This window comes from Streptomyces sp. NPDC054840 (genome assembly GCF_053611065.1).
In genome coordinates, this window is the sequence record NZ_JBSGZP010001089.1 from 1 (window position 1) to 1,466 (window position 1,466).

1 protein-coding gene is annotated in these 1,466 nt (G+C 74.9%); it reads left to right on the forward strand.

Features of this window, described 5'->3' with window-relative positions; all coding sequences use genetic code 11:
• Nucleotides 1-1,369 (forward strand): tetratricopeptide repeat protein (locus ACWGIU_RS37770; protein WP_453712589.1); only part of this gene is annotated, 1,369 nt, incomplete at its 5' end.
• Nucleotides 1,370-1,466 lie beyond the last annotated feature (97 nt).

The following is a 1,466-nucleotide window of genomic DNA, read 5'->3' on the forward strand; positions in this document are numbered from 1 at the left end:
TGCCAGGACCGATGACGACGCCCGTCCGCCGGAGCCGGGCGAGCGTGCCGCCGCCGCGGTGGGCATGGGCGCGCCCGCGGCGGCGGTGGACCTGACGGCGCTGGTGGCGGACCGGGAGAAGTGGCTCGCGGCTCACCCGGACGATGACGCCTCGTGGGCCGTGCTGGGCTCCGCGTACCTCGAACAGGCACGGCGGACGGCGGAATCCGCCTGGTACCCGAAGGCGGAGAAGGCGCTGAAGCGGTCGCTGGAGGTCCGGCCGGCCGAGAAGGGCAACTTCGAGGCGATGACGGGGATGGGCGCGCTGGCCAATGCCCGGCGGGACTTCGGGACGGCCCGCAAGTGGGGGGAGCTCGTACGGGCGCAGGCTCCCAAGCGGTGGACGGCGTACCCGGTGCTGGTGGACGCGTACACCGGGCTCGGCGACTACAAGGGCGCGCAGAAGGCGATGGAGCTGCTGCTGGACATGCGGCCGGGCCTGGCCGCGTATGTCAGGGCCTCCCAGGTCTACCGGGACCGCGGCTGGCGCGAGGACGCGGTGATGGCGATGGAACAGGCGGCGGGCGCGGCGAAGGCCCCGGCGGAGAAGGCGTACGCGCTGTTCCGGCTCGGGGAGCTGGCGTGGGAGCGGGGCGACGCGGCCGAGGCGCTGCGACAGTACGAGGGCGCGCTGCGGACGGATCCGGCGCAGGCGGAGGCGCTCGGCGGCCGGGCCCGCGCGCTGGCCGCGCTGGGCCGCGGCGGGGAGGCGGTCCGGGACTACCGGACGGCGCTGGGCCGGTCCGCGGTGCCGCAGCTGGCGCGGGAGCTGGGCGAACTGCTGGATTCGCTCGGACGGCCCCAGGAGGCGCGCACCCAGTACGACGCACTGACCACGATGGTGGCCCGCAACAGCGCTAACGGGGTCGACGACGCCGTGCTCCTGGGCCTGTACGAGGCGGACCACGGCGATGCGGAGGCGGCGGTGCGGCGCCTGTCGCAGCAGTGGTCGCGGCACAAGAGCGTGCAGGTCGCGGACGCGCTGGGGTGGGCGCTGCACCAGACCGGCGAGGACGCGGCGGCGCTGGAGTACGCGAAGAAGGCCACGGAGCCGGGGCTGCGCAGCGCCGACTTCGCCTTCCACCGGGCGATGATCGAACGCGGCCTCGGTGACGAGGAGGCGGCCCGCCGCCACTTCCAGGAGGCCATGCGGACGAACCCGCACTTCTCGCCGCTGCGCGGACCGGTGGCCAAGGAGGCCCTGGCGTCGATCGCGCAGCCGGCGCCCGGGGGCCCGGAGAACATCCGGCCGACCGCTCCGTGGGTGGAGCCGGAACTCCCCAAGGCGGCGAAGCCGGAGCCGACCCCGAAGCCGGCGCCGTCCCCGTAGTGACGCTGACACCAGGCGCTGACACCACGGCTCTGACATGAGGCGCTGACACCAGGCGCTGCCCCACTGGAACACGACGGCGCCGCACCGGGAACAC